Here is a 22,675-nt window from a genome sequence, read left to right on the forward strand (position 1 = left end):
AACGAGAACGATTCACTGTAAAGTGGGTTTAAATTTCTTAAAGGAGGGTTGCTCCTTGATGGACGTTAACAACTTCGAGTTTATGAAAATCGGCTTGGCATCACCCGATAAAATTCGCTCTTGGTCCCGTGGGGAAGTAAAGAAGCCGGAAACGATTAACTACAGAACCTTAAAACCTGAGAAAGAAGGTCTTTTCTGTGAAAAGATCTTCGGACCTACGAAAGATTGGGAATGTCATTGCGGTAAGTACAAACGTGTTCGTTATAAAGGCGTTGTTTGTGACCGTTGTGGCGTTGAAGTAACCCGTCAAAAAGTACGTCGTGAACGCATGGGGCACATTGAACTTGCTGCTCCTGTGTCACACATTTGGTACTTCAAAGGGATTCCTAGCCGTATGGGTCTTGCACTAGATATGTCTCCAAGATCGTTGGAAGAAATTATCTACTTCGCATCCTACGTAGTAACGGATCCAGGTGATACGCCTCTTGAGAAGAAGCAACTATTGTCTGAGAAAGAATACCGTAGCTATCGTGAGAAATACGGCTATGCTTTCCAAGCAGGCATGGGTGCGGAAGCTGTCAAAAAGTTGCTTATCGATATTGATATCGAACGCGAAGTAGACACACTCAAAGAAGAACTCAAAACAGCACAAGGTCAACGTCGTAATCGTGCGATTAAGCGTCTGGAAGTTATGGAAGCATTCCGTAACTCGAAGAACTTGCCTGGTTGGATGGTACTGGATGTACTGCCAGTTATCCCTCCTGAGCTTCGCCCGATGGTACAGCTTGACGGTGGTCGTTTTGCGACATCCGATTTGAATGATCTCTATCGCCGTGTTATCAACCGTAACAACCGTCTAAAGAGATTGCTCGACCTAGGCGCACCGGATATCATTGTTCAAAATGAGAAACGGATGCTTCAAGAAGCGGTTGATGCATTGATCGATAACGGTCGTCGCGGCCGTCCAGTAACAGGTCCGGGTAACCGTCCTTTGAAATCTCTCAGCCATATGCTGAAAGGTAAACAAGGTCGTTTCCGTCAAAACTTGCTCGGTAAACGTGTTGACTACTCTGGTCGTTCCGTTATCGTTGTAGGACCTAACCTGAAGATGTACCAATGTGGTCTTCCGAAGGAAATGGCGCTTGAATTGTTTAAGCCTTTCGTTATGAAAGAGCTTGTGAATAAAGGTTTGGCTCATAACATCAAGAGTGCGAAGCGTAAAGTTGAGCGCGTAAGTCCAGATGTTTGGGACGTTCTTGAAGAAGTTATTAAGGAGCATCCGGTTCTTCTGAACCGTGCACCTACGTTGCATAGATTGGGTATTCAAGCTTTTGAACCGATTCTGGTTGAAGGCCGCGCTATTAAACTTCACCCGCTTGTTTGTACAGCTTACAACGCTGACTTCGACGGTGACCAAATGGCCGTTCACGTTCCATTGTCCTCAGAAGCACAAGCTGAAGCTCGCTTGCTCATGTTAGCATCGGGTAACATTTTGAATCCGAAAGACGGTAAACCGGTTGTTACACCTTCACAGGATATGGTTCTGGGAAGTTTCTACTTAACGACGGATAACAAATTTGCTAAAGGTGCTGGTTCTATCATTAGAACCGTTCATGAAGCAGTTTCTTCCTACCAATCGGGCAAAATGGCACTACACGCACGTGTAGCTATCCCTGCAAAAGCATTGAACAAAACAAGTTTCACAGAGAAGCAACAAAACGCTATGTTGATCACAACGATCGGTAAAATCATTATGAACGAAATTTATCCAGCTGATTTCCCATTCATCAATGAGCCGACCAAAACGAACCTCTTGAATGGTATTCCAGATGCACATTTCGTATTTGAAAAAGGTGCAGATCTGAAAGCAATCATGTTGGAACGTGATGAGAACAAAGCGGTAGGTAAAGAATATTTAGGATCGATTATTGCTGAGTGCTTCCGTAAGTACCACACAACGCAAACATCGATGATTCTTGATAAAATTAAAGAGCTTGGATTCACGTATTCAACAAAAGCCGGTATTACTGTAGCTGTCTCTGACGTTGTAGTTCCAACCGAAAAAGTAGCAATCCTTAAGGAATGTGAAGAGAAAGTACGTGTAGTTACGAACCAATACCGTCGTGGTTTGATTACGGATGAAGAGCGTTACGACCGCGTTATTGCGATCTGGAGTAAGGCGAAGGATGAAATCACTGAGATTTTGATGAAATCCCTAGATAAATACAACTCTATTTCCATGATGGTTGAATCCAAGGCACGGGGTAACAAATCCCAGATTACACAGCTTGGCGGTATGCGTGGTTTGATGGCGAATCCATCGGGTAAAATTATGGAGTTGCCGATTAAATCGAATTTCCGTGAAGGTCTGACAATCTTAGAATACTTTATTTCCACACACGGAGCGCGTAAAGGTCTTGCCGATACAGCACTTCGTACAGCGGATTCAGGTTACTTGACTCGTCGTCTAGTTGACGTAGCACAAGATGTTATCGTTCGTGAAGATGATTGTGGAACTGATAAAGGCTTTATGGTTAGCAAAATTCAAGACGGTAAAGAGGTTATTGAGGATCTTTACGATCGTATTGAAGGACGCTACGCCTATGAAACGCTTCGTCATCCACAAACAGGTGAAGTGATTGTACAACGTAATGAGCTTATTGAATCTGGTATTGCAGATCGTATTATTGAAGCAGGTATCGAGAAACTTCAAATTCGTTCTGTACTTAGCTGCCGCACCAATCATGGTGTTTGTAAGAAATGTTATGGTCGTAACTTGGCTACTGGTCAATTCGTTGAGGTTGGTGAGGCAGTTGGTATTATTGCCGCGCAATCCATTGGTGAGCCAGGAACACAGTTGACGATGCGTACGTTCCATACCGGTGGTGTTGCCGGAGACGATATTACACAAGGTTTGCCACGTATTCAAGAGCTCTTTGAAGCACGTAATCCGAAAGGTCAAGCGATTATTTCCGAAATCGACGGTGTCGTTAAGGAAATTCGTGAAGCTAAGGATCGTCGTGAAATCGAAGTTCAAGGTGAAGCGGAATCCAAAGTATATGCAGTTCCTTACGGATCTCGTGTGCGTGTTTCGTTGAATCAACAAGTTGAAGCTGGTGACGAGCTAACGGACGGATCTATCGATCCGAAAGAAATGCTTCGCATCAAAGGAATTCGCGGCGTTCAGAACTATATTCTTCAAGAAGTACAACGTGTATATCGTAACCAAGGGGTAGAAATTAACGATAAACATATTGAAGTTATGGTTCGTCAAATGCTACGGAAAATCCGCATCGTAGACGCGGGTGATACAACGCTTCTACCTGGTTCATTCGTTGATATTCATGAGTATGAAGCAGCTAATAAAGTTGCTTTGTTCGCTGGCACAGAGCCTGCGGTTGCTCGTCCAATCTTGCTCGGTATTACCAAAGCTTCCCTTGAAACGGATTCCTTCTTATCAGCGGCGTCTTTCCAAGAGACTACACGTGTCTTGACAGATGCAGCGATTAAGGGGAAAGTCGACCAATTGTTAGGTTTGAAAGAGAATGTTATCATCGGTAAACTGATCCCTGCGGGAACAGGTATGCCAAGATACCGTAATATTCGAATCACGAACCCGAATGAGGTTGTCGTTTTGGATGAAGATTTGGAAAAAGAAACAGTTGCTGTTGAGTAATTAACTATAAAGAAAGAGGTAGCCACTTGATTAGGGGTGCGCTATCTCTTTTTGTTTAAAAGCAAAGGTCATCTGCATAGTAGAATTACTTAAACTAACCCTTGACACTACCGAATCAAAATGATAATATATCGAAGTGTGCCTAAGTCGATATTCTTTCCTTTCTTTGAAGGGGGTGCCTAATGTCTTATGAAATAGTCAAACAGGCGAAGAATAGATGTGTAGGCACGAAGAAGGTTACAAAAACAGTCGAGCAAGGTAAGGCGATAGAAGTTTTTGTTTCTAAAGATGCAGATCCGCGATTGACGATAAATCTGGTAGCTCTCTGTACGCAGATGGGTGTGCCTGTAACCTACGTAGATTCTATGAAGATGCTAGGTAAAGCATGTGGAATTGAAGTTGGAGCTGCGGTAGCAGCTGTTGTAAATGAATAAGTGCTAAAGGCGTTTTTGTTAGTGGAAGAAGTTTGTGTAAGTTTTCGTGACTTTGACAGCTCTCCATAACAAAGACTTTCTCTTTGCTCATTTATGACTCGCCTGGATCTGTGGGCTTGCAAGAAGCACATCATGTTATGAATGTAGGGAGGAGGTGGCGATATGCCAACAATTAACCAACTAGTACGTAAAGGTCGTCAAGCGAAGGTGGATAAGTCCAAATCACCAGCTTTACAAAAAGGTTTTAACGCTTTGAAAAGAGAAGCAACGGATTTGAGCGCTCCTCAAAAACGTGGTGTCTGCACGCGTGTGGGTACTATGACTCCTAAGAAGCCTAACTCCGCACTTCGTAAATACGCACGTGTTCGTTTAACGAACCGCGTAGAGGTGACAGCTTATATCCCAGGTATCGGTCACAACCTGCAAGAACACAGTGTTGTATTGATCCGTGGTGGTAGAATTAAAGATCTTCCAGGGGTACGTTATCACATCGTTCGTGGAGCTCTAGATACTTCCGGTGTTAACAACCGTAAGCAATCCCGTTCCAAATACGGTACGAAACGTCCGAAAGTTAAAAAATAAGAGATAATAATCAGGGATGATTCTTATAAGAAAGGGGGATAACTATGCCTCGTAAAGGTCCAGTTACTCGCAGAGACGTATTGCCAGATCCTATTTATAATAGCAAACTAGTTACTCGTCTTATCAACCGTATTATGGTTGATGGAAAAAGAGGGGTAGCACAAACGATTCTATACAACGCTTTTAACCTCGTGAAAGATCGTACAGGTAAAGAGCCGATGGAAGTGTTTGAAGCTGCTATCAAAAACATTATGCCAGTACTAGAAGTTAAAGCTCGCCGTGTTGGTGGAGCAAACTATCAAGTACCTATCGAAGTTAGACCTGATCGTCGTTCGACATTAGGTTTGCGTTGGTTGGTTAACTATTCCCGTCTTCGCGGTGAGAAGACGATGGAAGAAAGATTGGCTTATGAAATTATCGATGCTAGCAATAGCACAGGTTCTTCCGTTAAGAAACGTGAAGATACACACAAAATGGCTGAAGCTAACAAAGCTTTCGCTCACTACCGTTGGTAGAATTCAAATACAATTAACAGAAAGGAGACATAACGACCTATGGCTAGAGAGTTCTCCTTAAAAAACACACGTAATATCGGGATCATGGCTCATATCGATGCTGGTAAAACGACTACAACAGAGCGTATCTTGTACTACACTGGTAAAGTTCACAAAATCGGAGAAGTGCACGAAGGTGCAGCTACGATGGACTGGATGGAGCAGGAGCAAGAGCGCGGAATCACGATTACTTCCGCCGCTACAACTGCGCAATGGGAAGGTCACCGCATCAATATTATTGATACCCCAGGGCACGTTGACTTTACCGTTGAGGTAGAGCGTTCCCTTCGTGTGTTAGATGGAGCAGTTGGTGTATTTAGCGCGAAAGAGGGCGTTGAACCTCAATCCGAAACAGTTTGGAGACAAGCTGATAAATACAACGTTCCACGTATTGCTTACGTAAACAAAATGGACATCATCGGTGCAGACTTCCTGCAAGTTGTTGAGTCCATGCGTCAAAAACTTGGTGCAAATGCTGTAGCTATTCAACTTCCAATCGGTGCTGAGAGTGATTTCAAAGGAATCATCGATTTGGTTGATGAAGTTGCGTATATGTACAAAGACGATCTTGGTAAGGACATCGAGAAAATCGAAATTCCTGCTGAGTTCAAAGATCAAGTTGCAGAACTTCGTTTGGAACTAATCGAGAAAGTTGCTGAGCTTGATGAAGAGCTTACAATGAAATATCTCGAAGGCGAAGAAATCACTGTTGACGAGATCAAAGCAGCTCTACGTAAAGGTGTCTGCGAAGTGAAAATCTTCCCAGTTATCGTAGGGTCTTCTTACAGAAACAAAGGTGTACAATTGATGTTGGATGCGGTAATTAACTACCTGCCATCACCACTTGATGTACCTGATATTAAAGGTGTACTTGACGATGGTACTGAAGTGGTTCGTAAGTCTGCTGATGATCAACCGTTCTCAGCGCTTGCTTTCAAAATCATGACAGATCCTTTCGTTGGTCGTCTTACGTTCTTCCGTGTTTACTCTGGTACCTTGAACTCCGGTTCCTATGTCTCTAACGCGACAAAAGGCAAACGTGAGCGCGTTGGTCGTATCCTGCAAATGCATGCGAACAGCCGTCAAGAGATCAGCATTGTTTACGCTGGTGACATTGCCGCTGCCGTTGGATTGAAAGATACAACGACTGGTGATACACTTTGTGATGAGAAAAACCCAGTTATTCTTGAGAAAATGGTCTTCCCTGAACCGGTTATCCAGCTTGCTGTTGAACCGAAGACGAAAGCCGATCAAGATAAAATGGGTATCGCATTGCAAAAGCTTGCTGAAGAGGATCCTACTTTCCGTGCTTCCACAGACGAAGAAACAGGACAAACGATCATCGCAGGTATGGGTGAGCTTCACCTTGAGATCCTAGTTGACCGTATGCTTCGCGAGTTCAAAGTAGAAACCAATGTAGGTAAACCACAAGTTGCTTATCGTGAAACATTCCGCGCGGCAGCTAAAGTTGAAGGTAAATTCGTTCGTCAATCCGGTGGTCGTGGTCAATACGGACATTGTTGGGTTGAGTTCGAACCTCAAGAAGCTGGCACAGGTTTCATTTTCGAAAGCAAAGTAGTGGGCGGATCTATTCCAAGAGAGTACATCGCACCTATTCAAGCTGGTATCGAAGAATCCATGAAAAACGGTGTAATCGCAGGATTCCCGCTTGTGGATATCAAAGCTACAGTTGTTGATGGATCGTACCATGATGTTGACTCCAATGAAATGGCGTTCAAAATCGCGGGTTCCATGGCACTTAAAGCTGCAAAAGAAAAATGTAAACCGGTTCTTCTTGAGCCAATCATGAAGGTTGAAGTTACTGTGCCAGAAGAGTACATGGGCGATGTTATGGGTGACCTTAACTCCCGTCGTGGACGTATCGAAGGTATGGATAACCGTCATGGCGCGCAAATCATCCGTGCTAAGGTGCCTTTGTCCGAAATGTTTGGATATTCCACAACACTTCGTTCAAGAACACAAGGCCGTGGTGTTTACTCCATGGAACTTTCACATTATGAAGAAGTACCTAAGTCCATTGCAGAAGAAATTATTGCAAAAGGCAAAGGCGCTTAATATAAAACTAATAGTCACTCTAAGGAGGAATCGTTTAAAATGGCAAAGGCTAAATTTGAACGTAACAAACCGCATGTTAACATCGGTACTATCGGTCACGTCGACCATGGTAAAACTACTTTGACAGCTGCAATCACAACTGTACTGTCCAAAAGATACGGTGGAGCTGCAGTAGCATTCGACCAAATCGATAAAGCACCAGAAGAGCGCGAGCGCGGTATCACAATCTCCACAGCTCACGTTGAGTACGAAACTCCTAACCGTCACTACGCACACGTAGACTGCCCAGGACATGCTGACTATGTTAAAAACATGATCACTGGTGCTGCTCAAATGGACGGCGCTATCCTAGTTGTTTCCGCAGCTGATGGCCCTATGCCACAAACGCGTGAGCACATTCTTCTTTCCCGTCAAGTAGGCGTACCATACATCGTGGTATTCCTTAACAAATGTGACATGGTTGAAGACGAAGAGTTGCTTGAATTGGTTGAGATGGAAGTTCGCGACCTTCTTAACGAATATGAGTTCCCAGGCGATGATACTCCAATCATCCGTGGAGCAGCTCGTGAAGCTCTTCAAAACCCAGATGGTCCTTGGGCTGACAAAATCATCGAGTTGTTCGAGCAAGTTGATACTTACATCCCAACTCCTGAGCGTCAAACAGACAAACCTTTCCTTATGCCAGTTGAGGATGTATTCTCAATCACTGGTCGTGGAACAGTTGCAACTGGTCGTGTTGAGCGTGGTACTGTTAAAGTACAAGAAGAAGTTGAAATCGTTGGTATCGCTGAAGAAACTCGTAAATGCATCGTAACTGGTGTAGAGATGTTCCGTAAATTGCTTGATTCCGCTCAAGCTGGTGATAACATTGGGGCATTGCTTCGTGGTGTTGATCGTAAAGATATCGAGCGTGGACAAGTTCTTGCGAAACCAGGTTCAGTTAAACCACACACAAACTTTACAGCACAAATCTACGTTCTAACTAAAGAAGAGGGTGGCCGTCATAAGCCTTTCTTCACTGGTTACCGTCCACAGTTCTACTTCCGTACAACTGACGTAACGGGTATCATCTCCCTTCCAGAAGGAACTGAGATGGTTATGCCAGGTGATAACATCACAGTTACTGTAGAACTAATCAACCCAATCGCAATCGAAGAAGGAACACGTTTCGCGATTCGCGAAGGCGGACGTACAGTTGGTGCGGGCGCGGTTGCTACAATTCAAAAATAATCTCTCTTTGAGAGATCGAAACATCCATCGATTTATCGGTGGATGTTTTTTCGTTTATAGGATAACCGCGGCTAAGATAATGAAGCTCTACTGCTAAGATCGATTGGAAACAGAATGCAGTGGTTTTAATAATAATCTTTTATTATAATGTAGAAACGGATTCAGAAAACGACAGCGGATTGTTATTAATATAGAAGAGAAAATCACGTGTAAATAAATATGTGTATATGCCTAAAATTTCACTTGCTTTTCGTTTTATAATTTTATATAATATTAAACGTTGGTCTGTGACGTTGCGATGATGCGAAAGGTTGCCGACACACCAGGCCCCTTTGCCATGGGGATGGCTGTTGGAGAATTTTCGCGGAGTATGTCCGATAATAAATTGGGCGATAGAAGGAGGGACTTTTAAATGGCAAAGCAAAAAATTCGTATCCGTTTGAAGGCTTATGATCACAGAATTATTGATCAATCAGCTGAGAAAATCGTGGAAACTGCCAAGCGTTCCGGTGCAGGTGTATCCGGTCCGATTCCGCTTCCGACAGAGAAGCAAATCATCACGATTCTTCGTGCGGTGCACAAGTACAAGGATTCGCGTGAGCAATTCGAAATGCGTACGCATAAGCGTCTAATCGATATTGTGAATCCAACACCACAAACAGTTGATGCTCTAATGCGTCTAGACTTACCGTCTGGCGTTGACATCGAGATCAAACTGTAAAAAAACTATAGAGTTAACAATGGAAGGAAATGAGGTGTCAACGATGAAAGGTATCTTAGGGAAAAAACTTGGGATGACACAGTTGTTTACTCCGGAGGGTAATGTTGTTCCGGTAACTGTCATTCAAGCAGGACCATGTGTGGTACTGCAAAAGAAAGATGTGGATAACGATGGTTATGAGTCGATCCAAATCGGTTTTGATGATGTAAAAGCTAGCCGTATCATTAAACCAGAGCTTGGCCATGCGAAAAAAGCAGGGGCAACGCCTAAGCGCTACGTTAAAGAAATTCGTGGCATTCAGTTGGGTGACTATGAAGTTGGTCAAGAACTGAAGGCGGATCTGTTCGCAGAGGGCGAATTCGTTGATGTAACGGGTACTTCCAAAGGTAAAGGTTTCCAAGGTAACATCAAAAGACATAACCAATCCACTGGGCCAATGGCACACGGATCACGTTATCACCGCGGACCAGGTTCGATGGGTTCCATTCAAGCAAACCGCGTTCCTAAAGGTAAGAAATTGCCAGGACATATGGGTAACGAAACGGTAACATTGCAAAATCTTCAAATCATTAAAGTAGATGCTGAGCGTAATGTATTGCTAGTTAAAGGTTCCATTCCGGGTCCTAAAAACAGCTACGTTAGCGTGAAGTCTGCTGTGAAAAAGTAAGAAAGGAGGAAGACAGATGCCAAAAGTAGCTTTATATAATGTAACAGGTGCTCAGGTAGGAGAAATTGAACTGTCTGACGTTGTTTTCGGAATTGAGCCTCACGTTCATGCGATTCACGAAGCTGTTCTTTTACAACAAGCAGCTGTGCGTCAAGGAACTCACAAAACAAAAGGTCGTTCAGAAGTTCGCGGCGGTGGTCGTAAACCTTGGAAACAAAAAGGTACAGGTCGTGCGCGTCAAGGTAGTATTCGTGCTCCACAGTGGAAAGGCGGCGGTACCGTATTCGGACCAACTCCTCGTAGCTATGGTTTCAAATTGCCAAGAAAAGTTCGTCGCTTAGCGATCAAATCCGCTTTGTCCTCGAAACTTATCGATAACAACTTGATCGTTCTGGATCAACTTCAATTGAATGCTCCGAAAACGAAAGAATTCGTTGCTATTTTGAACAACCTGAAAGTAGATACAAAAGTACTAGTTGTAGGCGTACCTAACGACTCCAATGTAGCGTTATCTGCTCGTAATATCCCAGGTGTAAAATTTGTTGCTGCTGATGGAGTTAACGTTCTTGATGTCATGCTTTATGACAAATTGATCTTAACGCAAGAGGCTGTACAGAAAGTTGAGGAGGTGCTTGCACAATGAAAAATCCACGCGACATTATCAAGCGCCCGATCATCACTGAGCGTACAAGCGACCTAATGGCTAACAAAAAGTATGTTTTCGAAGTGGATCTTCGCGCTAACAAAACAGAAATTAAACAAGCTATCGAAGCAATCTTCAAAGTGAAAGTTACAAATGTAAACACACTCAGAATGCCAGCTAAGCCTAAACGTTATGGCAAACACTCTGGTTACACTTCCATCTGGAAGAAAGCTATCGTGTCCCTAAGCGCTGAGAGCAAAGAATTGGAATTCTTCGAAACGGTATAACCCATTTCTTGAAGTAAGGAGGAAACAGAGTGCCAATTAAAAAATACAAACCAACCTCACCAGCTCGTCGTGCGATGTCGGTTTCTACATTTGAAGAAATCACAACATCAACACCCGAGAAATCATTGCTTGCTCCTTTGTTCAAGCATGCTGGTCGTAACAACCAAGGTAAAATTACGGTTCGTCACCATGGTGGTGGACACAAGCGTAAATACCGTATTATCGATTTCAAACGTACTAAAGATGGAATACCAGGACGCGTTGCTACAGTTGAGTACGATCCTAACCGTTCCGCGAACATCGCATTGATTCATTATGCTGATGGAGAGAAAAAATACATCATCGCTCCTAAAGGTCTTAAAGTGGATGATCGTATCGTTTCTGGACCTCAAGCAGATATCAAAGTAGGTAACGCTCTTCCATTGGAAAACATTCCAGTTGGTACAGTTATCCACAACATTGAGTTGAAACCTGGTAAAGGTGCACAACTTGTGCGCGCAGCTGGTACTGAAGCTCAATTGCTTGGTAAAGAAGAATCATACGTTACAATTCGCCTTTCATCCGGTGAAGTTCGTAAAGTACTAAAAGTTTGCCGCGCAACAATCGGTTCTGTTGGTAACGAAGATCACGAACTAGTGAAAATCGGTAAAGCAGGACGTAATCGTTGGAAAGGCAATCGTCCTCAAGTTCGTGGGGTTGTTATGAACCCGAATGATCACCCACACGGTGGTGGTGAAGGACGCGCACCAATCGGACGTAAATCACCTATGTCTCCATGGGGTAAACCGACGCTTGGTTTCAAAACTCGTAAAAAAGGTAAAGCATCCGATAAATACATTGTACGTCGCCGTACGAAGTAATCTAGGATATAGACATTCTCTTGAGGTTCAAGGAAGGGAGGAACACCCATGGGTCGCAGCTTAAAGAAGGGTCCATTTATTGATGGTCACTTACTGAAAAAAGTAGAAGACTTAAACACTTCTGGCAAGAAATTAGTTGTCAAAACGTGGTCCCGTCGTTCTACAATTTACCCGCAATTCGTTGGTCACACTTTCGGAGTATATGACGGAAGAAAACACGTGCCAGTATATGTAACGGAAGATATGGTTGGGCATAAGCTTGGTGAATTTGCTCCAACACGTACGTATAAAGGTCACGATGACGATAAGAAAACCGGAAAACGTTAATTCATTTTTAACCGAGAGGAGGTACTACCATGCAAGCTAAAGCAATATTGAACCACGCTCGGATTGCTCCTCGTAAAGCAAAGCTAGTTGTTGACTTGATTCGGGGAAAAGCGGTAGGTGAAGCGATCGCAATTTTGCGTCATACACCAAAAGCAGCTTCTCCAATTCTGGAGAAACTATTGAATTCCGCAATTGCCAATGCAGAGCATAACTATTCATTAGATCCAAATAAACTTGTTGTTTCCGAGACTTTCGTAAATCAAGGGCCAACAATGAAAAGATTCCAACAACGTGCAATGGGCCGCGCTAGCGCGATCAAAAAACGTACCAGCCACATTACAATCGTGGTATCTGAAAAATAAGGAGGGGTAACGTGTGGGTCAGAAAGTACACCCGATAGGCTTTAGAATTGGTGTCATTCGTGATTGGGAGTCCAAATGGTTCGCAGAAAAAGATTTCGGAACTCTGCTGCTTGAAGACGTCAAAATCCGCGAATACTTAAAGAATAAACTTAAAGATTCTGCAGTTTCCCATATCGATATCGAGCGCGCGGCTAACCGTGTTAACGTAACGATTCATACTGCTAAACCAGGAATGGTTATTGGTAAAGGCGGAGCTGAAGTTGAAGTTATTCGTAACTACATCGCAGCAATGTCGAACAAAAAAGTTCATATCAACATTTCTGAAATCAAACACCCTGATCTTGATGCTATTCTAGTAGCTGAAGCAGTTGCACTTCAATTAGAGCGTCGCGTATCTTTCCGTCGTGCTATGAAGCAAGCAATGCAAAGAACTATGAGATCCGGAGCAAAAGGTATCAAAGTTGCAACTAGCGGACGTCTTGGCGGTGCTGAGATTGCTCGTACGGAAGGATATAGCGAAGGAACTGTTCCACTTCATACACTTCGTGCGGATATTGACTATGGTACGGCTGAAGCAGCCACTACTTATGGACGTATTGGTGTAAAAGTATGGATTTATCGTGGAGAAGTGCTTCCGACAGCTAAGAAAAAGGCTCAGCCGGAAGGAGGAAATTAAATCATGTTAGTACCTAAACGTGTAAAACACCGTAAAGAACACCGCGGTAACATGAAAGGTCGCGCTAAAGGCGGAACGGAAGTTGCTTTTGGCGAATATGGTCTGCAAGCGGTAGAACCGGCTTGGGTTTCCAACCGTCAAATCGAAGCAGCACGTATTGCCATGACACGTTACATCAAACGTGGCGGTAAAGTATGGATTAAAATTTTCCCAGCTAAACCAGTTACACAAAAGCCGCTTGAAGTTCGTATGGGTAGTGGTAAAGGTAGCGTGGAAAAATGGGTTGCCGTAGTAAAACCGGGCAAAATTTTGTTTGAACTAGCTGGTGTAAGCGAAGAGGTTGCTCGCGAAGCAATGCGTCTTGCAGCTCACAAGCTTCCAATCAAAACGAAGTTCGTGAAAAGAGAAGAAGTAGGCGGTGAAGCAAATGAAGGGTAGTGAATTCCGGAACTTAACCACTGCTGAAATCGAGCAAAAAGTTAATGGTTTTAAAGAAGAACTCTTTAACCTCCGTTTTCAACTAGCTACTGGTCAATTGGACAACCCGACTCAGATTCGTGATTTGCGTAAAGAGATCGCTCGTGCCAAGACTATTTTGCGTGAAAGAGAACTGGGTATTGGGTAACCAAATCTAGAAGGGAGTGTTCCTTAGATGACTGAACGTAACGATCGTAAAGTTCTGATCGGTAAGGTTGTCAGCGATAAAATGGATAAAACCATTGTTGTTGCTGTTGAAACTTACAAAAAACATGAACTCTACCACAAACGAATTAAATCTACAAAAAAATTCAAAGCACATGATGAAAACAACCAAGCTAAGATTGGTGACACTGTGAAAATCAGTGAAACTAGACCTTTGTCCAAAGATAAAAGTTGGAGACTGGTTGAGATTCTTGAAGTGGCAGTTGTTATCTAATATTCTAGATATGAACCCCGAAAGGAGGGAATACGATGATTCAACCATTTACTCGTTTGGCTGTCGCTGACAACTCAGGTGCGAAACAATTAATGTGTATCCGCGTTTTGGGTGGTACTGGTCGTCGCGTTGGTCACATTGGTGATTTGATCGTATGTTCAGTAAAAGAAGCAACACCAGGTGGCGTTGTCAAAAAAGGTGACGTTGTTAAAGCAGTTATCGTTCGTACGAAGAGCGGTGCTCGCCGTAAAGACGGTTCATATATCTCATTTGATGAGAATGCAGCTGTTATCGTGAAAGAAGATAAAAGCCCACGTGGTACTCGTATCTTCGGACCAGTTGCTCGCGAACTTCGCGATAGAGACTTCATGAAGATCGTATCCTTGGCTCCAGAAGTTATCTAAGACGTGTTACGATGTTGTTTTCCATTGTGGAGAACCCCAGGAGGTGTAGAAGCTAATGCCAAGACTTAAAAAGAGACTAGAATCTCATAACAATAAATTGCACGTGAAAAAAGACGATACTGTTTTCGTTATCACTGGCAAAGACAAAGGTAAGAAAGGCCGTGTTATCGCTGCTTACCCTCGTCAAAATCGTGTTCTTGTTGAAGGTGTAAACATGGTTAAGAAACATGCGAAACCATCCCAACTTAACCCACAAGGCGGTATCTTGAATCAAGAAGCTGCGATCCACGTTTCTAACGTGATGCTAATTGATCCTAAGAGCGGCAAACCTACTCGCGTAGGATACAAAGTATTAGATAACGGAACGAAAGTTCGTATCGCGAAAAAATCCGGCGAAGTTATCGACTAATACACACATGTATGGAAAGGAGGAAACTAAGTCATGGCAGTAAGATTGAAAGATCGTTACTTGAATGAGATTACACCAGCATTAATTCAAAAGTTCAACTACACTACAGTTATGCAAGTACCGAAAATTGAGAAAGTTGTAATCAACATGGGTGTTGGTGAAGCTGTTTCAAACTCCAAAGTGCTTGATACTGCAGTAGAAGATCTTCAAAAGATCTCTGGTCAAAAGCCAGTTGTAACTAAATCCAAAAAAGCGATCGCGGGTTTCAAACTTCGTGAAAACATGCCGATTGGTGCGAAAGTAACTCTTCGCGGCGAGCGCATGTACCACTTCTTGGACAAATTATTTAACGTATCACTTCCACGTGTACGTGACTTCCGCGGTATTTCCAACAAAGCATTTGATGGTCGCGGTAACTACACGCTTGGTTTGAAAGAACAACTCATTTTCCCTGAAATTGAGTATGATAAAATCGATAAAGTTCGTGGTATGGATATTGTTATCGTAACGACGGCTAAGTCCGACGAGGAAGCTCGCGAGCTTTTAACACAACTCGGAGCGCCTTTCGTAAAATAGGTTACCAGTTGTACCTATCAGGAGGTGTTATATTAAGTGGCAAAAACTTCGATGAAAGTCAAACAGCAACGTACCCCGAAGTTTAAAGTGCAAGCATACACACGTTGTGAGCGCTGCGGACGTCCGCATTCAGTGCTTCGCAAGTTCAAAATTTGTCGGATTTGTTTCCGCGAATTAGCACACAAAGGTCAGATTCCAGGCGTGAAAAAAGCAAGCTGGTAATCACCCTATTTTCGGGAAGGAGGTTTACACAAAATGGTCATGTCAGATCCAATTGCAGATATGCTAACACGCATTCGTAATGCGAACATCGTACGTCATGAAACAGTTGAAATCCCAGCTTCAAAAGTGAAGAGGGAAATCGCTGAAATCCTCAAAAAAGAAGGATTTATCCGTGATGCTGAGTACGTTCAAGATAGCAAACAAGGTATCATTCGTTTGTTCCTGAAATATGGTTCAAACAATGAGCGTGTTATCTCTGGTTTGAAAAGAATTTCTAAACCAGGTCTACGCGTTTATACTAAATCACAAGAAGTCCCTCGTGTTCTGGGCGGATTAGGGATTGCCATCATCTCCACGTCTCAAGGAGTTATGACGGATAAAGATGCTCGTCAATCCAAAGCTGGCGGAGAGGTTATCTGCTACGTTTGGTAATACAATTGTAATTGAATGGAGGTGCAAACATGTCTCGTATTGGTCGTAAGCCAATCACCATTCCAAGTGGTGTAAATGTAACACTAGACAATACTCAAATCACGGTTAGTGGACCTAAAGGTTCCTTGTCCCGTGTACTTCATACTGATATGAAAGTTAATGTTCTAGAGAACGAGATTTCCGTTGAGCGTCCTTCCGATAACAAACTCCACCGTTCCCTGCATGGTACAACACGTAGTGTTGTTGCCAACATGGTAAGTGGTGTTACGGAAGGTTTCACGAAATCTTTGGATCTAGTAGGCGTTGGTTACCGTGCAAACAAAAGCGGTGACAAATTGGTTCTTAACGTTGGGTACTCCCATCCAGTTGAAATCAACCCTGAAAACGGTATTGAGTTCGATGTTCCAACGAACACGAAAATCATCGTTAAAGGTATTGATAAAGAGCTAGTTGGCGCAATGGCAGCAAAAGTTCGTTCCGTACGTGAACCAGAGCCGTATAAAGGTAAAGGTATCAAGTATGAAGGCGAACGTATTCTTCGTAAAGAAGGTAAAGCTGGTAAGAAGAAATAAGATCGAAAGATCGCGGGTAATAGCTAAGAGTTTTCTAATGAAAACTTGCTACGTAAGCATAAGCCTCGCATCATAAGATGATGAAAGGAGTGTAAGTATAGATGATTACTAAAAGCGATAAAAATAAAGCTCGTCTGAAAAGACACCTTCGTGTTCGTAAGAAAATTGAAGGAACAACTCTTCGCCCACGTTTGAACATCTTCCGTTCATCCAAACATATGTATGCTCAATTAATCGATGATACAACTGGTGTAACAATCGTTGCAGCTTCGACTCAAGATAAAGAGCTTAAAAGTGAAATTGGTAACGGTGGTAACGTTGAAGCTGCTCGTAAAGTTGGCGCATTAATCGCAGCACGTGCGAAAGAAAAAGGTTTAGACAAAGTGGTTTTTGACCGCGGTGGATACCTTTATCATGGACGTGTTCAAGCATTGGCTGACGCAGCTCGTGAAGCTGGTCTTGAATTCTAGAAATACATTAATAAGGAGGTAAAAGACTTGCGTGTAGATCCTAATACTTTAGAGCTAACAGAAAAAGTCGTAAATATTAATCGCGTAGCTAAAGTAGTAAAAGGCGGACGTCGTTTCAGCTTCAGCGCACTTGTTGTCGTTGGCGATGGCAATGGCTGGGTTGGTGCAGGAATCGGTAAAGCTTCCGAAGTTCCAGATGCAATCCGTAAAGGTATTGAAGATGCGAAAAAGAACTTGATTCATGTTCCTATCGTAGGCACTTCGATTCCTCACCTTGTTACTGGTAAATTTGGCGCGGGACGCGTTCTATTGAAACCAGCATCCCAAGGTACAGGAGTTATCGCAGGCGGACCAGTTCGTGCAGTACTTGAACTTGCTGGTGTAGGCGATATCTTGACAAAATCCCTAGGTTCATCGAACTCCATGAACATGGTTAACGCTACGCTTGAAGGCTTAAGCCGCTTGAAAAAAGCGGAAGAAGTTGCAAAGCTTCGTGGTAAAACTGTTCAAGAGCTATTAGGTTAGGAGGGGTATACATGGCTAAACAATTACAAGTTACCCTAAAACGCAGCTTGATCGGCCGCCCTGAAACGCAACGCGTTACTGTGAAAACACTTGGTCTTCGTAAGATTAACCAAACTGTTCTTCACCAAGATAATGCTGCAATCAGAGGAATGGTTAACCAAGTAAGCCATTTGGTAGAAGTTAAAGAAATCGAAGCATAGAATTATGAATTTAAGATCTAGAGGAGGTGTGCAACGATGAAGTTACATGAGCTAAGTTCTGCTACTGGCGCTCGTAAATCACCTAAGCGTGTTGGACGTGGAACAAGTAGTGGTATGGGTAAAACATCAACTCGCGGACACAAAGGTCAAAACGCACGTTCCGGTGGAGGCGTTCGTCCTGGATTTGAGGGTGGACAAAACCCATTGTACCGTCGTTTACCTAAGCGTGGATTTACGAACCGTTTCCGTACGGAGTACGCGATCGTTAATCTTGAAGACTTGAACAATTTCGCAGCTGGTACTGAAGTTACTCCAGAAGTATTAATGGAGACTGGTATTGTTAAAGCTCCTAAAGACGGCATTAAGATTTTAGGAAACGGTGAAATCACAGTAAAATTAACCGTTAAAGCGAATAAGTTCTCTCAATCAGCGATTGAGAAAATCCAAGCTGCCGGCGGTCAAACCGAGGTGATTTAATGTTCAATACCATAGCCAACATCTTCAAAGTAGAAGATTTACGCAGAAGAATTCTCTTCACGCTTATCTTGCTAATCGTCTACCGTTTGGGTGCCTTTATTCCGGTTCCAAACATTAATACAGATGTTCTGAAACTTCAAGATCAAGCGAATCAGAGCGATGTCTTTGGTTTGCTTAACACGTTCTCCGGCGGTGCGCTCTTCCAATTCTCCATCTTCGCGATGGGAATTATGCCTTATATCACGGCTTCGATCATTGTTCAGCTTTTGTCCATGGATGTTATCCCGCGCTTTGCGCAGTGGGCAAAAGAAGGAGATGTCGGAAGAAAGAAAATGACGCAGGTGACTCGTTACGGTACGATTGTTCTAGGGTTGATTCAAGCTTTCGGTCTTTCAATTGGCTTTAATCGCTTATACAGTGGTTTGGTCATTGATGCTGGGTTTACAACTTTCGCATTAATCGCTATCGTGTTGACAGCTGGTACAGCTTTCTTGATGTGGCTAGGTGAGCAAATCACGGAATACGGGATTGGTAACGGTATTTCCATTATCATCTTTGCTGGTATCGTTTCTGCGATTCCAACAAGCATTCAACAAATCTACAAATCACTCTTTGCAACCGATGGAGCTCTGTTCCTGAACATTGTGAAACTGATCATTATTGCTTTAGTTGTTATCCTGATTATTGCTGGCGTTATATTCGTACAACAAGGTGTTCGTAAGATACCTGTACAATATGCTAAGCGAGTAGTTGGTCGTAAAATGTATGGTGGGCAAACAACACACATTCCACTTAAAGTGAATGCTGCTGGTGTTATCCCTGTAATCTTCGCATTATCACTTTTGATGTTTCCTCCAACCATTGCAAGCTACTGGAGAGGGAATGTAGTCGCAGAATGGATTATTAACAACTTGAGTATTAACCAAACTGCACCATTAGCGATTGTACTGTATGTACTGCTGATTATTGGTTTCACCTACTTCTACACCTTCGTACAAATTAATCCAGTTCAAATGGCTGATCAGATGAAGAAGAACGGCGGATACATACCAGGTATCAGACCAGGTAAAACAACGTCGACTTATCTGACACGCGTAATGACTAGAATTACTCTTTCTGGAGCTTTGTTCCTTTCAGCAATTTCTATTCTTCCAATGCTATTTGGAGGACTTGCTGGATTGCCTAGTTCGGTTAAAATAGGTGGTACATCTTTACTTATCGTAGTAGGCGTTGGTCTTGAGACAATGAAGCAAATCGAGAGCCAATTGATTAAGCGTCATTACAAAGGGTTCATCAATAAATAGCTAATAGGTACTGATGGGGCAAGTTTCTGCGACATCGGCACCTATTGTGCTGTTCGTAATGCCGAGTGCGATGGGGAGGTTTTAATTGTGAACGTAATATTTATGGGGCCTCCTGGTGCAGGCAAAGGTACGCAAGCAGAGAAAATCGTTTCTGAGTTTCAAATTCCTCATATTTCAACTGGCGATGCATTTCGCGCAGCAATGAGCCAAGGTACCCCAATGGGTATTGAAGCTAAAGGATATGTAGATAAGGGGCTTCTTGTTCCTGATGAAATTACGAACGGTATTGTGAGAGAGCGTCTTGCCCAACCGGATTGCGATAAAGGATTTTTGCTAGATGGGTTCCCTAGAACGGTAGCTCAAGCTGATGCATTGTCTGAAATCGTTGATTCACTTGGTAAGAAGATTGAGGTCGTAATCAATCTAGCTGTTGATCGCAGTTATCTGTTAGCACGACTAACTGGCCGAAGAATTTGTAAATCCTGTGGTTCTACGTATCATGTCATCTTCAACCCACCTCAGCAAGAAGGCGTATGCGATAAATGTTCCGGTGAGTTGTACCAACGATCTGATGATACGGAAGAGAAAGTCGGAACACGTTTGGATGAATACATTAACAAAACGGCTCCGCTTCTGGATTACTACCAAAAGAGGGAATTATTGCGTGAGGTTAACGGGGAACAAGACATTCATGCGGTAACCGAACAAATTAGCTCACTGCTACGAGGTCTAGCGTAATGATCATTTGTAAGTCCGAGGTTGAACTAGACCTAATGCGAGAAGCTGGTCGTATCGTAGCCGAAACGCACCGCTTATTGGCAAGGGCGATTCGTCCGAACATTACAACGAAAGAACTTGATCAGATCGCAGAGGGATTCATTCGCAGTCAGGGAGCAATTCCATCTTTCAAAGGTTACAATGGTTTTCCTGGGAGCATTTGTGCTTCAGTCAACGAAGAATTAGTTCATGGTATTCCTGGTCCAAGAAAGCTAGTTGAGGGCGACATTATCAGCATTGATATTGGTGCTCAATATAAAGGTTATCATGGAGATTCTGCTTGGACATATCCTGTCGGTGAGATTTCTGAAACAGCTCAGCGCTTGTTGACTGTGACAGAAGAGTCACTCTATCGAGGCATTGCAGAAGCTAAACCGGATGCTAGACTCTACACGTTGTCGCATGCAATCCAAACTTGTATTGAAGACGCAGGCTTCTCCGTGGTTATAGAGTATGTCGGTCATGGTATTGGAACGGATCTTCACGAAGAACCACAAATTCCGAACTATGGTATTCCTGACAAAGGTCCTCGACTCAAACCAGGCATGGTCCTAGCCATTGAACCCATGGTGGTTGTTGGCGAAAGATTTGTCCAAACACTCGAAGACGATTGGACTGTAGTCACTTCAGATCGTACCCTATGTGCTCATTTCGAACATACGGTTGCTATTACGGCAGCTGGTTATGAAATACTAACTTTGCCTAGATCGTAGGTGAACTGAGTGGATAGTAAGATTCCGCAAGTGGGTCAAATCGTAAAGGTGCTTCGCGGTAGAGATCCCGGAGAATATGCGGTCGTGATTGGGATTGAAGATCATCGTTTTGTCTGGCTTGCCGACGGCGTACATCGTAAATTCGATCAACCGAAGAAGAAGAACCTGAATCATCTTCATTTACAAGAAACGATTAGCAGTGAAGTAGCGTCAAGCATTAGGGAAACAGGTCGTGTGACTAATGGGAAATTGCGCTTTGCAATCGCCAAATTCGTTGAACTTATGCAAGTTGAAGCACAAGAGAAAGGAGAATGACTGTGGCCAAAGAAGATGTAATTGAAGTAGAAGGTACAGTGATTGAACCTCTTCCGAATGCAATGTTTAAAGTTGAATTGGAAAATGGTCATAAAATCCTAGCCCATGTTTCAGGAAAGATCAGAATGCATTTTATTCGCATTTTGCCTGGAGATAAGGTTACCGTAGAATTATCGCCTTATGATTTGACGAGAGGCCGTATAACCTACCGTTTCAAATAAATGTTCGGCTTAGAAGTAATACTCTCTCAAGGCGTATGCTTACGAAGCAAGTTTTCTAACGAAAACGCAACATGGTTGCTTACGATAAAAAGGAGGGCTTAAAATGAAAGTAAGACCGTCAGTAAAACCGATTTGTGAAAAATGTAAAGTCATTCGCCGTAAAGGCAATGTAATGGTAATTTGCGAAAATCCTAAGCACAAACAAAAACAAGGTTAAAAGGAGGTGCATTCTGTAGATGGCACGTTTAGCTGGAGTTGACTTACCTCGTGACAAACGAGTTGTAATCGCGTTGACTTACATTTTCGGTATCGGCACTACAACTGCTCAGAAAATCATTGCTTCCACAGGTATCGATGCGAGTACTCGCGTTCGTGACTTGACTGAAGATGAAGTGAGCAAAATCCGTGATGTAATTGACAAAACCCTTAAAGTAGAAGGCGATCTTCGCCGTGAAATTTCCCTAAACATCAAACGTCTAATCGAAATCGGATCCTACCGTGGTCTTCGTCACCGCCGTGGTCTTCCTGTTCGTGGTCAACGTACTAAAACTAATGCTCGTACACGTAAAGGTCCTCGTCGTACAGTAGCTAATAAGAAGAAATAATAAAGGGGGTTAGAGCTAATGGCAAAACCTAAAAAAGTCGTCCGTACGAAACGTCGTGACCGGAAAAATATTGAGAGCGGTGTAGCACACATCCGTTCAACATTTAACAACACGATCGTAACGATCACGGATCCGCATGGTAACGCAATTTCTTGGGCAAGTTCAGGAAACCTTGGATTCAAAGGTTCCCGTAAAAGCACTCCTTTCGCAGCACAAATGGCAGCTGAAAAAGCAGCTAAAGCAGCTATGGAGCACGGTTTGAAAACTGTTGAAGTTATGGTTAAAGGTCCAGGCGCTGGCCGCGAAGCAGCAATCCGCTCTTTGCAAGCAGCAGGTCTTGAAGTAAACCTGATTAAAGACGTGACGCCGGTTCCTCATAATGGCTGCCGTCCTCCAAAACGTCGTCGCGTATAATTCAGGATCACTTTGTAGTATAATTATT

General features: G+C 43.2%; 35 protein-coding genes. All 35 read left to right on the top strand.

Going from position 1 to position 22,675, the window contains the following annotated elements:
* Positions 1 to 55 precede the first annotated feature (55 nt).
* The 35 genes from rpoC (at position 56) to rpsK (ending at position 22,647) form a co-directional block, all read left to right on the top strand.
* Complete coding sequence (gene rpoC, locus L6I86_RS32205; protein ID WP_056618310.1) at positions 56 to 3,676, top strand: DNA-directed RNA polymerase subunit beta'; 3,621 nt, start codon at positions 56 to 58, stop codon at positions 3,674 to 3,676.
* Between the two features lie 182 nt (positions 3,677 to 3,858).
* Positions 3,859 to 4,110: a ribosomal L7Ae/L30e/S12e/Gadd45 family protein gene (locus L6I86_RS32210; RefSeq protein ID WP_056618306.1), complete on the top strand. Its 252-nt coding sequence runs from the start codon at positions 3,859 to 3,861 to the stop codon at positions 4,108 to 4,110.
* A 162-nt stretch (positions 4,111 to 4,272) separates the two neighbouring features.
* Positions 4,273 to 4,692, top strand: a complete 420-nt coding sequence (gene rpsL, locus L6I86_RS32215) for a 30S ribosomal protein S12 (RefSeq protein WP_028557500.1) — start codon at positions 4,273 to 4,275, stop codon at positions 4,690 to 4,692.
* 44 nt (positions 4,693 to 4,736) lie between these two features.
* Positions 4,737 to 5,207, top strand: coding sequence for a 30S ribosomal protein S7 (gene rpsG / locus L6I86_RS32220; protein ID WP_028557499.1), 471 nt, complete (start codon positions 4,737 to 4,739; stop codon positions 5,205 to 5,207).
* Positions 5,208 to 5,246: 39 nt separating this feature from the next.
* Positions 5,247 to 7,322 carry an elongation factor G gene (gene fusA, locus L6I86_RS32225; protein WP_056618302.1) on the top strand — a complete coding sequence of 692 codons (2,076 nt, stop codon included), beginning with the start codon at positions 5,247 to 5,249 and terminating at the stop codon, positions 7,320 to 7,322.
* Positions 7,323 to 7,361: 39 nt separating this feature from the next.
* Positions 7,362 to 8,552: an elongation factor Tu gene (gene tuf / locus L6I86_RS32230; protein WP_028557497.1), complete on the top strand. Its 1,191-nt coding sequence runs from the start codon at positions 7,362 to 7,364 to the stop codon at positions 8,550 to 8,552.
* A 412-nt stretch (positions 8,553 to 8,964) separates the two neighbouring features.
* Complete coding sequence (rpsJ, locus tag L6I86_RS32235) at positions 8,965 to 9,273, top strand: 30S ribosomal protein S10 (RefSeq protein WP_028557496.1); 309 nt, start codon at positions 8,965 to 8,967, stop codon at positions 9,271 to 9,273.
* Between the two features lie 43 nt (positions 9,274 to 9,316).
* Positions 9,317 to 9,940, top strand: coding sequence for a 50S ribosomal protein L3 (gene rplC / locus L6I86_RS32240; protein WP_056618299.1), 624 nt, complete (start codon positions 9,317 to 9,319; stop codon positions 9,938 to 9,940).
* 16 nt (positions 9,941 to 9,956) lie between these two features.
* Complete coding sequence (rplD, locus tag L6I86_RS32245; RefSeq protein ID WP_056618294.1) at positions 9,957 to 10,583, top strand: 50S ribosomal protein L4; 627 nt, start codon at positions 9,957 to 9,959, stop codon at positions 10,581 to 10,583.
* Positions 10,580 to 10,870, top strand: a complete 291-nt coding sequence (gene rplW, locus L6I86_RS32250; RefSeq protein ID WP_056618288.1) for a 50S ribosomal protein L23 — start codon at positions 10,580 to 10,582, stop codon at positions 10,868 to 10,870. Before rplD ends, rplW begins: the two co-directional genes overlap by 4 nt.
* 29 nt (positions 10,871 to 10,899) lie before the next feature.
* Positions 10,900 to 11,730 (top strand): 50S ribosomal protein L2, encoded by an 831-nt coding sequence (gene rplB / locus L6I86_RS32255; protein ID WP_056618285.1) that lies wholly within the window; start codon positions 10,900 to 10,902, stop codon positions 11,728 to 11,730.
* 48 nt (positions 11,731 to 11,778) lie between these two features.
* A complete protein-coding gene (gene rpsS / locus L6I86_RS32260) occupies positions 11,779 to 12,057 on the top strand; it encodes a 30S ribosomal protein S19 (RefSeq protein ID WP_028557491.1) in 279 nt (92 codons plus the stop codon).
* Positions 12,058 to 12,086: 29 nt separating this feature from the next.
* A complete protein-coding gene (rplV, locus tag L6I86_RS32265) occupies positions 12,087 to 12,419 on the top strand; it encodes a 50S ribosomal protein L22 (protein ID WP_028557490.1) in 333 nt (110 codons plus the stop codon).
* A gap of 13 nt (positions 12,420 to 12,432) precedes the next feature.
* Positions 12,433 to 13,095 carry a 30S ribosomal protein S3 gene (gene rpsC / locus L6I86_RS32270; RefSeq protein WP_028557489.1) on the top strand — a complete coding sequence of 221 codons (663 nt, stop codon included), beginning with the start codon at positions 12,433 to 12,435 and terminating at the stop codon, positions 13,093 to 13,095.
* 3 nt (positions 13,096 to 13,098) lie between these two features.
* A complete protein-coding gene (gene rplP / locus L6I86_RS32275; protein ID WP_028557488.1) occupies positions 13,099 to 13,533 on the top strand; it encodes a 50S ribosomal protein L16 in 435 nt (144 codons plus the stop codon).
* Positions 13,523 to 13,720 carry a 50S ribosomal protein L29 gene (gene rpmC, locus L6I86_RS32280; RefSeq protein ID WP_028557487.1) on the top strand — a complete coding sequence of 66 codons (198 nt, stop codon included), beginning with the start codon at positions 13,523 to 13,525 and terminating at the stop codon, positions 13,718 to 13,720. The genes rplP and rpmC overlap by 11 nt, the downstream gene beginning before the upstream one ends.
* Before the next feature lie 27 nt (positions 13,721 to 13,747).
* A complete protein-coding gene (gene rpsQ / locus L6I86_RS32285) occupies positions 13,748 to 14,011 on the top strand; it encodes a 30S ribosomal protein S17 (protein WP_028557486.1) in 264 nt (87 codons plus the stop codon).
* A 35-nt stretch (positions 14,012 to 14,046) separates the two neighbouring features.
* Positions 14,047 to 14,415 (top strand): 50S ribosomal protein L14, encoded by a 369-nt coding sequence (rplN, locus tag L6I86_RS32290; protein ID WP_028557485.1) that lies wholly within the window; start codon positions 14,047 to 14,049, stop codon positions 14,413 to 14,415.
* 55 nt (positions 14,416 to 14,470) lie between these two features.
* Positions 14,471 to 14,824 (top strand): 50S ribosomal protein L24, encoded by a 354-nt coding sequence (gene rplX, locus L6I86_RS32295; RefSeq protein WP_081787661.1) that lies wholly within the window; start codon positions 14,471 to 14,473, stop codon positions 14,822 to 14,824.
* Between the two features lie 33 nt (positions 14,825 to 14,857).
* Positions 14,858 to 15,400: a 50S ribosomal protein L5 gene (rplE, locus tag L6I86_RS32300; protein ID WP_056618284.1), complete on the top strand. Its 543-nt coding sequence runs from the start codon at positions 14,858 to 14,860 to the stop codon at positions 15,398 to 15,400.
* A gap of 36 nt (positions 15,401 to 15,436) precedes the next feature.
* Positions 15,437 to 15,622, top strand: a complete 186-nt coding sequence (locus L6I86_RS32305; RefSeq protein WP_029196455.1) for a type Z 30S ribosomal protein S14 — start codon at positions 15,437 to 15,439, stop codon at positions 15,620 to 15,622.
* A 33-nt stretch (positions 15,623 to 15,655) separates the two neighbouring features.
* Positions 15,656 to 16,054 (top strand): 30S ribosomal protein S8, encoded by a 399-nt coding sequence (rpsH, locus tag L6I86_RS32310; RefSeq protein ID WP_028557481.1) that lies wholly within the window; start codon positions 15,656 to 15,658, stop codon positions 16,052 to 16,054.
* 29 nt (positions 16,055 to 16,083) lie between these two features.
* The gene (rplF, locus tag L6I86_RS32315) at positions 16,084 to 16,626 is read left to right on the top strand and encodes a 50S ribosomal protein L6 (RefSeq protein WP_028557480.1); all 543 of its coding nucleotides are present in this window, start codon (positions 16,084 to 16,086) and stop codon (positions 16,624 to 16,626) included.
* Positions 16,627 to 16,727: 101 nt separating this feature from the next.
* The gene (gene rplR / locus L6I86_RS32320) at positions 16,728 to 17,096 is read left to right on the top strand and encodes a 50S ribosomal protein L18 (RefSeq protein ID WP_056618280.1); all 369 of its coding nucleotides are present in this window, start codon (positions 16,728 to 16,730) and stop codon (positions 17,094 to 17,096) included.
* A 27-nt stretch (positions 17,097 to 17,123) separates the two neighbouring features.
* Positions 17,124 to 17,621, top strand: coding sequence for a 30S ribosomal protein S5 (gene rpsE / locus L6I86_RS32325; RefSeq protein WP_056618277.1), 498 nt, complete (start codon positions 17,124 to 17,126; stop codon positions 17,619 to 17,621).
* 11 nt (positions 17,622 to 17,632) lie between these two features.
* Positions 17,633 to 17,821, top strand: a complete 189-nt coding sequence (rpmD, locus tag L6I86_RS32330; RefSeq protein ID WP_057313449.1) for a 50S ribosomal protein L30 — start codon at positions 17,633 to 17,635, stop codon at positions 17,819 to 17,821.
* 36 nt (positions 17,822 to 17,857) lie between these two features.
* Positions 17,858 to 18,298 (top strand): 50S ribosomal protein L15, encoded by a 441-nt coding sequence (gene rplO / locus L6I86_RS32335; protein ID WP_056618269.1) that lies wholly within the window; start codon positions 17,858 to 17,860, stop codon positions 18,296 to 18,298.
* Positions 18,298 to 19,602, top strand: a complete 1,305-nt coding sequence (gene secY / locus L6I86_RS32340; RefSeq protein ID WP_056618266.1) for a preprotein translocase subunit SecY — start codon at positions 18,298 to 18,300, stop codon at positions 19,600 to 19,602. The genes rplO and secY overlap by 1 nt, the downstream gene beginning before the upstream one ends.
* 87 nt (positions 19,603 to 19,689) lie before the next feature.
* Positions 19,690 to 20,340: an adenylate kinase gene (locus L6I86_RS32345; RefSeq protein ID WP_056618263.1), complete on the top strand. Its 651-nt coding sequence runs from the start codon at positions 19,690 to 19,692 to the stop codon at positions 20,338 to 20,340.
* Complete coding sequence (gene map, locus L6I86_RS32350) at positions 20,340 to 21,092, top strand: type I methionyl aminopeptidase (RefSeq protein WP_056618260.1); 753 nt, start codon at positions 20,340 to 20,342, stop codon at positions 21,090 to 21,092. Before L6I86_RS32345 ends, map begins: the two co-directional genes overlap by 1 nt.
* Before the next feature lie 9 nt (positions 21,093 to 21,101).
* A complete protein-coding gene (locus tag L6I86_RS32355; protein ID WP_236292824.1) occupies positions 21,102 to 21,407 on the top strand; it encodes a KOW domain-containing RNA-binding protein in 306 nt (101 codons plus the stop codon).
* Positions 21,408 to 21,409: 2 nt separating this feature from the next.
* Entirely contained in the window at positions 21,410 to 21,628 is a 219-nt protein-coding gene (infA, locus tag L6I86_RS32360; protein WP_009676800.1) for a translation initiation factor IF-1, read from the top strand.
* Between the two features lie 103 nt (positions 21,629 to 21,731).
* Complete coding sequence (rpmJ, locus tag L6I86_RS32365; protein ID WP_003333770.1) at positions 21,732 to 21,845, top strand: 50S ribosomal protein L36; 114 nt, start codon at positions 21,732 to 21,734, stop codon at positions 21,843 to 21,845.
* Between the two features lie 19 nt (positions 21,846 to 21,864).
* A complete protein-coding gene (gene rpsM, locus L6I86_RS32370) occupies positions 21,865 to 22,233 on the top strand; it encodes a 30S ribosomal protein S13 (protein WP_028557471.1) in 369 nt (122 codons plus the stop codon).
* An 18-nt stretch (positions 22,234 to 22,251) separates the two neighbouring features.
* Complete coding sequence (rpsK, locus tag L6I86_RS32375) at positions 22,252 to 22,647, top strand: 30S ribosomal protein S11 (RefSeq protein WP_028557470.1); 396 nt, start codon at positions 22,252 to 22,254, stop codon at positions 22,645 to 22,647.
* Positions 22,648 to 22,675 lie beyond the last annotated feature (28 nt).

The organism is Paenibacillus allorhizoplanae (assembly GCF_927798215.1).
In the GTDB taxonomy this organism is placed as follows: domain Bacteria; phylum Bacillota; class Bacilli; order Paenibacillales; family NBRC-103111; genus Paenibacillus_E; species Paenibacillus_E allorhizoplanae.

Coding starts and splice junctions, on each gene's coding strand:
- L6I86_RS32210 (WP_056618306.1), top strand. CDS start 3,859: ATGTCTTATGAAATAGTCAAACAGGCGAAGAATAGATGTGTAGGCACG.
- rpsL (WP_028557500.1), top strand. CDS start 4,273: ATGCCAACAATTAACCAACTAGTACGTAAAGGTCGTCAAGCGAAGGTG.
- rpsG (WP_028557499.1), top strand. CDS start 4,737: ATGCCTCGTAAAGGTCCAGTTACTCGCAGAGACGTATTGCCAGATCCT.
- fusA (WP_056618302.1), top strand. CDS start 5,247: ATGGCTAGAGAGTTCTCCTTAAAAAACACACGTAATATCGGGATCATG.
- tuf (WP_028557497.1), top strand. CDS start 7,362: ATGGCAAAGGCTAAATTTGAACGTAACAAACCGCATGTTAACATCGGT.
- rpsJ (WP_028557496.1), top strand. CDS start 8,965: ATGGCAAAGCAAAAAATTCGTATCCGTTTGAAGGCTTATGATCACAGA.
- rplC (WP_056618299.1), top strand. CDS start 9,317: ATGAAAGGTATCTTAGGGAAAAAACTTGGGATGACACAGTTGTTTACT.
- rplD (WP_056618294.1), top strand. CDS start 9,957: ATGCCAAAAGTAGCTTTATATAATGTAACAGGTGCTCAGGTAGGAGAA.
- rplW (WP_056618288.1), top strand. CDS start 10,580: ATGAAAAATCCACGCGACATTATCAAGCGCCCGATCATCACTGAGCGT.
- rpsS (WP_028557491.1), top strand. CDS start 11,779: ATGGGTCGCAGCTTAAAGAAGGGTCCATTTATTGATGGTCACTTACTG.
- rplV (WP_028557490.1), top strand. CDS start 12,087: ATGCAAGCTAAAGCAATATTGAACCACGCTCGGATTGCTCCTCGTAAA.
- rplP (WP_028557488.1), top strand. CDS start 13,099: ATGTTAGTACCTAAACGTGTAAAACACCGTAAAGAACACCGCGGTAAC.
- rpmC (WP_028557487.1), top strand. CDS start 13,523: ATGAAGGGTAGTGAATTCCGGAACTTAACCACTGCTGAAATCGAGCAA.
- rpsQ (WP_028557486.1), top strand. CDS start 13,748: ATGACTGAACGTAACGATCGTAAAGTTCTGATCGGTAAGGTTGTCAGC.
- rplN (WP_028557485.1), top strand. CDS start 14,047: ATGATTCAACCATTTACTCGTTTGGCTGTCGCTGACAACTCAGGTGCG.
- rplX (WP_081787661.1), top strand. CDS start 14,471: ATGCCAAGACTTAAAAAGAGACTAGAATCTCATAACAATAAATTGCAC.
- rplE (WP_056618284.1), top strand. CDS start 14,858: ATGGCAGTAAGATTGAAAGATCGTTACTTGAATGAGATTACACCAGCA.
- rpsH (WP_028557481.1), top strand. CDS start 15,656: ATGGTCATGTCAGATCCAATTGCAGATATGCTAACACGCATTCGTAAT.
- rplF (WP_028557480.1), top strand. CDS start 16,084: ATGTCTCGTATTGGTCGTAAGCCAATCACCATTCCAAGTGGTGTAAAT.
- rplR (WP_056618280.1), top strand. CDS start 16,728: ATGATTACTAAAAGCGATAAAAATAAAGCTCGTCTGAAAAGACACCTT.
- rpmD (WP_057313449.1), top strand. CDS start 17,633: ATGGCTAAACAATTACAAGTTACCCTAAAACGCAGCTTGATCGGCCGC.
- rplO (WP_056618269.1), top strand. CDS start 17,858: ATGAAGTTACATGAGCTAAGTTCTGCTACTGGCGCTCGTAAATCACCT.
- secY (WP_056618266.1), top strand. CDS start 18,298: ATGTTCAATACCATAGCCAACATCTTCAAAGTAGAAGATTTACGCAGA.
- map (WP_056618260.1), top strand. CDS start 20,340: ATGATCATTTGTAAGTCCGAGGTTGAACTAGACCTAATGCGAGAAGCT.
- rpmJ (WP_003333770.1), top strand. CDS start 21,732: ATGAAAGTAAGACCGTCAGTAAAACCGATTTGTGAAAAATGTAAAGTC.
- rpsM (WP_028557471.1), top strand. CDS start 21,865: ATGGCACGTTTAGCTGGAGTTGACTTACCTCGTGACAAACGAGTTGTA.
- rpsK (WP_028557470.1), top strand. CDS start 22,252: ATGGCAAAACCTAAAAAAGTCGTCCGTACGAAACGTCGTGACCGGAAA.